General features: G+C 39.9%; 5 protein-coding genes. 3 read left to right on the top strand and 2 right to left on the bottom strand.

Going from position 1 to position 7,958, the window contains the following annotated elements:
* Positions 1 to 78: 78 nt before the first annotated feature.
* Positions 79 to 633, bottom strand: a complete 555-nt coding sequence (gene gmhB / locus HMPREF3020_RS07030; protein ID WP_049385054.1) for a D-glycero-beta-D-manno-heptose 1,7-bisphosphate 7-phosphatase — start codon at positions 631 to 633, stop codon at positions 79 to 81.
* Positions 634 to 807: 174 nt separating this feature from the next.
* Here gmhB and metN point away from each other — a divergent pair, with 174 nt between their 5' ends.
* The 3 genes from metN to HMPREF3020_RS07015 are packed head-to-tail and all read left to right on the top strand — an operon-like array spanning position 808 to position 3,397.
* Complete coding sequence (metN, locus tag HMPREF3020_RS07025; RefSeq protein WP_049367550.1) at positions 808 to 1,845, top strand: methionine ABC transporter ATP-binding protein MetN; 1,038 nt, start codon at positions 808 to 810, stop codon at positions 1,843 to 1,845.
* The gene (locus tag HMPREF3020_RS07020; protein ID WP_070776031.1) at positions 1,835 to 2,527 is read left to right on the top strand and encodes a methionine ABC transporter permease; all 693 of its coding nucleotides are present in this window, start codon (positions 1,835 to 1,837) and stop codon (positions 2,525 to 2,527) included. Before metN ends, HMPREF3020_RS07020 begins: the two co-directional genes overlap by 11 nt.
* Positions 2,528 to 2,566: 39 nt before the next feature.
* The gene (locus HMPREF3020_RS07015) at positions 2,567 to 3,397 is read left to right on the top strand and encodes a MetQ/NlpA family lipoprotein (protein ID WP_049367552.1); all 831 of its coding nucleotides are present in this window, start codon (positions 2,567 to 2,569) and stop codon (positions 3,395 to 3,397) included.
* 186 nt (positions 3,398 to 3,583) lie between these two features.
* Here the strand turns inward: HMPREF3020_RS07015 and rpoC are convergent, their stop codons facing one another.
* Entirely contained in the window at positions 3,584 to 7,834 is a 4,251-nt protein-coding gene (rpoC, locus tag HMPREF3020_RS07010; RefSeq protein WP_070776030.1) for a DNA-directed RNA polymerase subunit beta', read from the bottom strand.
* Positions 7,835 to 7,958 lie beyond the last annotated feature (124 nt).

The raw sequence follows: 7,958 nt of genomic DNA, 5'->3' as shown, positions 1-7,958 counted from the left end.
TCTTTTTGTAAAAAAATGTAAATTTTTTATTGATTGAAGATCTTTTCGCCTATTCGCACAAAAAATAGATCATTTTTGTTACTTAATTAATCGTTTTGCTATTCTTGGCAAATCTGCAATGGAATCCAAAACATAATCAGCGAGATTCTCACCCTCTTCTGTAATAGGTTTGCCTGTTCGCACTAAAATATTCGTTTTCACTTTTGCGCCAATGCCTGCTTTAAGATCTTCAATCTTATCGCCAACCATAATAGATTGTGCCGGATCGATTTTCAGCGCTTTAATTGCCTCTAGTAACATACCTGATTTTGGTTTTCTACATTCACACTCTTCTTTATATTCGCCCTTCCCTTCTGGGTGATGAGGGCAATAATAAATACCATCTAAATCCACACCACGATCAGCTAACGACCAATCCATCCATTCTGTAAGTTGTAAAAACTGATCTTCTGAAAAATATCCACGTGCAATGCCTGATTGATTAGTCACTAAAACTAAAAGATATCCCATTTCCTTTAATGCTTTTAATGCATCAATACTGCCTTCAATAAATTGGAAATCATCAATTTTATGAACATAACCATGGTCGATATTTAAAGTGCCATCACGATCTAAAAAAACAGCTTTCTTCATATATTTTCTCATTTATCTTTTTCTTAAGACAAAATTATCCCTTTTATCCTTAATATAAGCAATAATAAGTCATAACCGATCCGTCTAAAAAAGATCCCCTAAGATATTGACACAGCATTCTAGACGTCTAGAATACAAATGAAATTCAAATATTAACTGAGAACAAGGGCTTATATGATTAAGCTAAATAACATTACGAAGATTTTTACACTTCCAGATAAAAAACTGACCGCACTTGATAATGTTTCATTACATGTGCCTAAGGGACAGATTTGCGGTGTCATTGGCGCCTCTGGTGCTGGTAAAAGTACACTTATCCGTTGTGTAAACTTATTAGAAAGACCGACTCACGGTGCTGTGCTCATCGATGATGTGGATCTGACTCAACTTTCTGACGCTGAATTAGTGAAAACACGCCGCCAAATCGGTATGATTTTCCAACATTTTAATTTGTTAACCTCTCGAACCGTTTTTGAAAACGTGGCATTGCCACTTGAATTAGAAAATAAATCAAAAGCAGAAATTCAAGAAAAAACGACCGCACTTTTAGCGCTTGTTGGATTAAGTGATAAACATAATGTGTATCCTGCTAATCTCTCTGGTGGTCAAAAACAACGTGTAGCTATTGCGCGTGCACTTGCAAGTGATCCAAAAGTCTTACTTTGTGATGAGGCAACTAGCGCATTAGATCCGGCCACAACCCAATCTATTCTAAAATTATTAAAAGAAATCAACCGCACTTTAGGTATCACCATTCTTCTTATCACTCATGAAATGGAAGTGGTTAAACGTATCTGCGATCAAGTTGCCGTAATTGATAAAGGCCGTCTGATTGAACAAGGCACAGTTAGTGAAATTTTCTCTAATCCGAAAACAGAATTGGCCCAAGAATTTATTAGTTCGACTTTCCACATTACTTTGCCGGAAGAATATTTAGAAAATTTATCTGATACACCAAAACATGCCAAATCGTATCCGATCATCAAATTTGAATTTACTGGTCGTTCCGTCGATGCGCCATTACTTTCTCAAGCATCGAAAAAATTTGGCGTGGAACTCAGTATCTTAACATCACAAATTGATTATGCCGGAGGGGTAAAATTTGGCTTTACCATTGCGGAGGTTGAAGGTGATGAAGATGCGATTACGCAAGCCAAAGTTTATTTAATGGAAAATAACGTTCGAGTAGAGGTGCTAGGCTATGTTCAATGATTTATGGGCAACATTTAGCCAACAATTCCCCGATAATTTTGCGAGTTTATTAACGGTATCGACCGTTGAAACAATTTATATGTCAGTATTATCGACATTAATTGCCGCTTTATTAGGCTTACCACTGGGTTTTTTAACCTTTTTAACCAATAAAGGGGCGATTTTAGAAAACAAAAAGCTCAATGCGTTTTTAAACGTCATTATTAATATCGGACGTTCAATCCCTTACATTATTTTGTTACTTGCTTTAATTCCGCTAACGAGCTGGTTGCTTCCTGGCGGCAGTATTGGTTCTAATGCAGCGATTGTCTCATTAAGTGCAGCTGCAACGCCATTTTTTGCACGTCTTACGAGCAATGCACTTTTTGAGATACCAACCGGTTTGACTGAAACAGCAAAAGCCATGGGCGCAACCAATTGGCAAATTATTCGTAAATTCTATTTGCCTGAATCCCTACCTACGCTCATTAATGCTATTACGCTCACTTTCGTGACATTAATTGGCTATACCGCAATGGCGGGAACGCAAGGCGGTGGCGGCTTAGGAAGCCTCGCCATTAACTATGGCGTCTATCGTAATATGCCATCGGTAACTTGGGCTGCAACTATTGTTATCGTGATTATCGTGATGCTCAGTCAAAATTTGGGCGACACGCTCGCAAAACAAGTGGATCACCGTTAATTATTTTCTATACCATTTTATTCACAACAAGGAAAAAACATGAAATTAAAAAACTTATTTGCTATCACCGCTATCGCGTCAGCATTAGTATTAACAGGTTGTAAAGAAGAGAAAAAAGCAGATGCAGCATCAACTGCACCTGCAGCAACATCAATCAAAGTTGGTGTAATGGCGGGTCCTGAACACCAAGTAGCCGAAACCGCAGCAAAAGTAGCAAAAGACAAATACAACTTAAATGTTGAATTTGTTTTATTCAATGACTACGCATTACCAAATACTGCTGTATCTAAAGGCGATTTAGATGCTAACGCAATGCAACACAAACCTTACTTAGATGAAGATGTAAAAGCGAAGAACTTGAACAACTTAGTGATCGTTGGTAACACCTTTGTTTACCCGCTTGCTGGCTATTCTAAAACCATCAAAAATGTAAATGAATTAAAAGATGGCGCGAAAATTGTGGTGCCAAATGACCCATCAAACCGTGGTCGTGCATTAATCCTTCTTGAGAAACAAGGTTTAATCAAACTTAAAAATTCTAACGATCTTCTTTCAACTGTCGCAGATATCGTTGAAAATCCGAAAAACTTAAAAATTTCTGAAGTAGATACCTCTGTTGCAGCTCGTGCATTAGATGATGTTGATCTTGCTGTTGTAAATAACACTTATGCGGGTCAAGTTGGCTTAAATGCACAAGATAACGGCGTATTCGTAGAAGACAAAGATTCTCCATACGTAAACATCATCGTTGCACGTACTGATAACAAAGACAGCAAAGCGATCCAAGATTTCGTGAAAGCATACCAAACTGAAGAAGTTTACCAAGAAGCGAAAAAACACTTTAAAGATGGTGTTGTAAAAGGCTGGTAATCTTAGCTTAAGCACAATATTTCAAAGCCACCGATAAGGTGGTTTTTTATTGATGAAAAGAAAGTGCGGTCATTTTTACGATACTTTTCCAAACGAAAAACGCATCAAAAACTGACCGCTCTTTCTGTATTAAGATAATAAAAAACCCGAGCCTAAACTCGGGTTTTCTTTTTTAGCAATTAGCGATTACTCTGCATCATCTGCCATATTAAGCATTTCTGCTAAGTTAGTTGTTGCATCATCTGCTGTCATCACGAATTCATCAGCAATTGCTGCTTCATCGTCTTCAGACAATTTAATTACAACATCGTCTACAATACGTTTTTTGTGACGACCTTGGTGATACGCAAAACCAGTACCAGCAGGGATTAAACGACCTACGATTACGTTCTCTTTCAAGCCACGTAATTCATCACGTTTACCCGCCACTGCCGCTTCAGTAAGCACACGAGTGGTTTCTTGGAACGATGCCGCAGAAATGAAGGATTCTGTCGCCAATGATGCTTTGGTAATACCTAGTAATTCACGTTCGAATTCAACTGGTGGTTTACCTTCCGCTTCACGTTTACGGTTCACAATTTTCACGCGAGCTACTTCAACTTGTTCTCCTTCGAGGAATTCGCTGTCATAAGCTTTCGTGATAACTGCTTTACGTAACATTTGACGTACGATAACTTCGATGTGCTTATCGTTAATTTTTACCCCTTGTAAGCGGTAAACTTCTTGCACTTCGTTTACGATATATTCAGTTACAGCACGAACACCGCGTAAACGTAAGATATCGTGTGGAGTCTCTGCGCCATCAGAAATCACGTCACCACGTTCTACCATCTCACCTTCAAATACGTTGAGCTGACGCCATTTTGGAATCATTTCTTCGTAGATTTCACCTTCAGTTGGGGTGATTAGCAAGCGACGTTTACCTTTGGTTTCTTTACCGAAGGACACGATACCTGAAATTTCTGCCAAGATAGCAGGCTCTTTCGGTTTACGAGCTTCGAATAGATCAGCAACGCGTGGAAGACCACCGGTAATATCTTTAGTACCTACAGATTCTTGTGGAATACGTGCAAGTGGTTCACCCACTTTCACTTCCGCACCGTCATCTAAACTTACGATTGCTTTACCTGGTAAGAAGTATTGTGCAATAACGTCAGTTTCAGGTAAGAAGATATCGTTACCTTTTGCATCAACTAATTTGATGGTTGGACGTAAATCTTTACCTGCAGTTGCACGTTCACCCACGTCTTGTACCACGATAGAAGAAAGACCAGTTAATTCATCCGTTTGACGAGTTACAGTTAAACCGTCCACGATATCGATGAATTTCACAAAACCTGATACTTCAGATACAACTGGCATGGTATGTGGATCCCAGTTTGCCACTGTTTCACCCGCTGATACTTCTTGACCGTCTGCTTTATTCAATACTGTACCGTAAGGCACTTTATAGTGTTCTTTCGTACGACCAAATTCATCAGTCACCGTTAATTCAGTATTACGAGAAGTTAAAACTAATTTACCTTCGTCATTAACAACGAATTTCGCGTTAGCAAGGTGTAAAGTACCGTTGTTTTTGATTTGTACGCTAGATTCTTTCGCTGCTGCAGAAGCTGCACCACCGATGTGGAACGTACGCATGGTTAACTGTGTACCTGGCTCACCGATAGATTGAGCAGCGATAACACCAACTGCTTCACCTTGGTTGATGAGGTGACCACGCGCTAAGTCACGACCGTAACATTTCGCACATACACCAAAGTCAGTATCACAAGTTACAACAGAACGTACTTTTACGCTGTCCACTGAGTTTGCATCTAACACATCACAAAGTTTTTCATCTAATAAAGTGTTACGTGCAATTAAGACTTCTTCTGTACCTGGTTTATACACATCTTCAGCTACAACACGACCTAACACTAATTCGCGAAGTGGAACTTTCTCATCGCCACCTTCGATTAATGGAGTCATGACTAAGCCTTCGTGTGTACCACAGTCATCTTCAACGATCACTAAGTCTTGTGCCACGTCAACTAAACGACGAGTTAAGTAACCAGAGTTTGCTGTTTTTAATGCGGTATCCGCCAAACCTTTACGCGCACCGTGGGTTGAAATAAAGTACTGAAGTACGTTTAAACCTTCACGGAAGTTCGCTGTAATTGGGGTTTCAATAATTGAACCATCTGGACGCGCCATCAAACCACGCATACCAGCTAACTGACGAATCTGAGCTGCAGAACCACGCGCACCAGAATCAGCCATCATAAAGATACTGTTGAAAGAAGCTTGTTTCTCAGGGTTACCTTCACGGTTGATTACTTCTTCCTGAGATAAGTTTTCCATCATCGCTTTCGCTACGCGCTCATTCGCCGCAGCCCAAATATCGATTACCTTGTTATAACGTTCGCCAGCTGTTACAAGACCAGATTGGAACTGTTCTTGAATTTCTGCCACTTCTTCTTCCGCTGCAGAAATAATTTCGTATTTTTTCTCTGGGATAACCATATCGTCGATACCCACAGAAGAACCAGAACGTGCAGCATAAGCAAAACCGGTATACATAATATGGTCAGCAAACATTACCGCTTCTTTCAAACCTAAACGACGATACGCTTCGTTGATGAGTTTAGAAATTGCTTTTTTACCTAATGTTTGGTTGAACAATGAATAAGGCATGCCTTTCGGCGCGATCATCCATAAGATTGCACGACCGATAGTAGTATCGGTTAATGTGGTTTTCTCTTCTAATTCGCCAGCTTCATTTTTCACATATTCAGTAATACGTACTTTAACGCGAGAATGTAACTCTGCTTCACCTGTGCGATATGCTTTTTCAGCTTCGCGCGGATCTTGCAATAACATGCCTTCGCCTTTACCGTTTACTTTTTCACGGGTCATATAGTAAAGACCCAACACCACGTCTTGTGATGGAACGATAATCGGATCACCGTTTGCTGGTGAAAGTACGTTGTTGGTTGACATCATTAACGCACGAGCTTCTAACTGAGCTTCAAGTGTTAATGGGACGTGAACCGCCATTTGGTCACCATCGAAGTCCGCGTTGAACGCTGCACAAACAAGTGGGTGTAACTGGATTGCTTTACCTTCGATTAGAAGTGGTTCAAACGCTTGGATACCTAAACGGTGAAGTGTTGGCGCACGGTTCAATAGGATTGGGTGCTCACGAATAACTTCTGCCAAGATATCCCAAACGATCGCATCTTCACGCTCAACCATTTTCTTAGCCGCTTTAATTGTGGTTGCATAACCACGGCTTTCTAATTTTGCATAGATAAACGGACGGAATAATTCCAATGCCATTTTCTTCGGTAAACCACATTGGTGTAAGTGCAAGTATGGACCTACGGTGATTACAGAACGGCCTGAATAGTCAACACGTTTACCTAATAAGTTTTGACGGAAACGACCTTGTTTACCTTTGATCATATCCGCAAGTGATTTTAATGGACGACGGTTAGAACCCGTAATCGCACGACCACGACGACCATTATCTAATAACGCATCAACAGATTCTTGTAACATACGTTTTTCGTTGCGCACGATAATATCTGGTGCGATTAAATCCAATAAACGTTTTAAACGGTTGTTACGGTTGATCACGCGACGATATAGATCGTTTAAGTCAGAAGTTGCAAAACGACCACCATCTAATGGTACTAACGGACGTAAATCTGGTGGAAGTACTGGTAATACAGTCATCACCATCCATTCTGGTTTGTTACCAGATTGTTGGAAAGCTTCTAATAATTTTAAGCGTTTAGTGATTTTCTTACGTTTTGTTTCAGAGTTAGTTTCTTGTAACTCTTCACGTAATTTTTCACATTCCACTTCAAGATCAATACCTTTAAGTAAATCTTGAATTGCTTCAGCACCCATTTTGGCTTCGAATTCATCTTGCCAGCGGTCTTCTGCATCAAGGAATTGTTCTTCAGTTAATAACTGTCCACGTTCCAAATCGGTCATACCCGGTTCGGTTACGATGTACATTTCAAAGTAAAGCACACGCTCAATATCACGTAACGGCATATCAAGTAATAAACCGATACGGGACGGAAGTGATTTTAAGAACCAAATGTGTGCAACTGGACAAGCCAATTCAATGTGGCCCATACGTTCACGACGCACTTTAGTTTGTGTTACTTCAACACCACATTTTTCACAAATCACACCACGGTGTTTTAAGCGTTTATATTTTCCGCATAAACATTCGTAATCTTTTACTGGCCCGAAAATACGTGCACAGAAAAGACCGTCACGCTCAGGTTTGAACGTACGATAGTTGATTGTTTCAGGTTTTTTAACTTCACCAAATGACCAAGAACGGATCATGTCTGGAGAAGCTAACCCAATTTTAATCACATCAAAATCTTCACTGGTTTTTGATTGTGCTTTTAAAAACTTAACTAAGTCTTTCACAAATAGTCTCCTGTCGGAGTTAAGGGTTTCAAAGTGCGGTCAAAAATATTTTGTTTTTTAACCGCACTTCGGCGATTTCTTCCTTTTGCTTCCCCTGCCGAACAGGGGAAGACCGGTTTGTCGA

Source organism: Haemophilus sp. HMSC068C11 (assembly GCF_001815355.1).
Classification (GTDB): Bacteria; Pseudomonadota; Gammaproteobacteria; order Enterobacterales; family Pasteurellaceae; genus Haemophilus_D.
Note: the sequence above shows the minus strand (reverse complement) of the source record. Positions and strands in the feature narration are given on the sequence as shown.

Excerpts from the sequence above, each read along its gene's own strand:
- gmhB (WP_049385054.1), bottom strand. The coding sequence starts at position 633 with ATGAAGAAAGCTGTTTTTTTAGATCGTGATGGCACTTTAAATATCGAC.
- metN (WP_049367550.1), top strand. The coding sequence starts at position 808 with ATGATTAAGCTAAATAACATTACGAAGATTTTTACACTTCCAGATAAA.
- HMPREF3020_RS07020 (WP_070776031.1), top strand. The coding sequence starts at position 1,835 with ATGTTCAATGATTTATGGGCAACATTTAGCCAACAATTCCCCGATAAT.
- HMPREF3020_RS07015 (WP_049367552.1), top strand. The coding sequence starts at position 2,567 with ATGAAATTAAAAAACTTATTTGCTATCACCGCTATCGCGTCAGCATTA.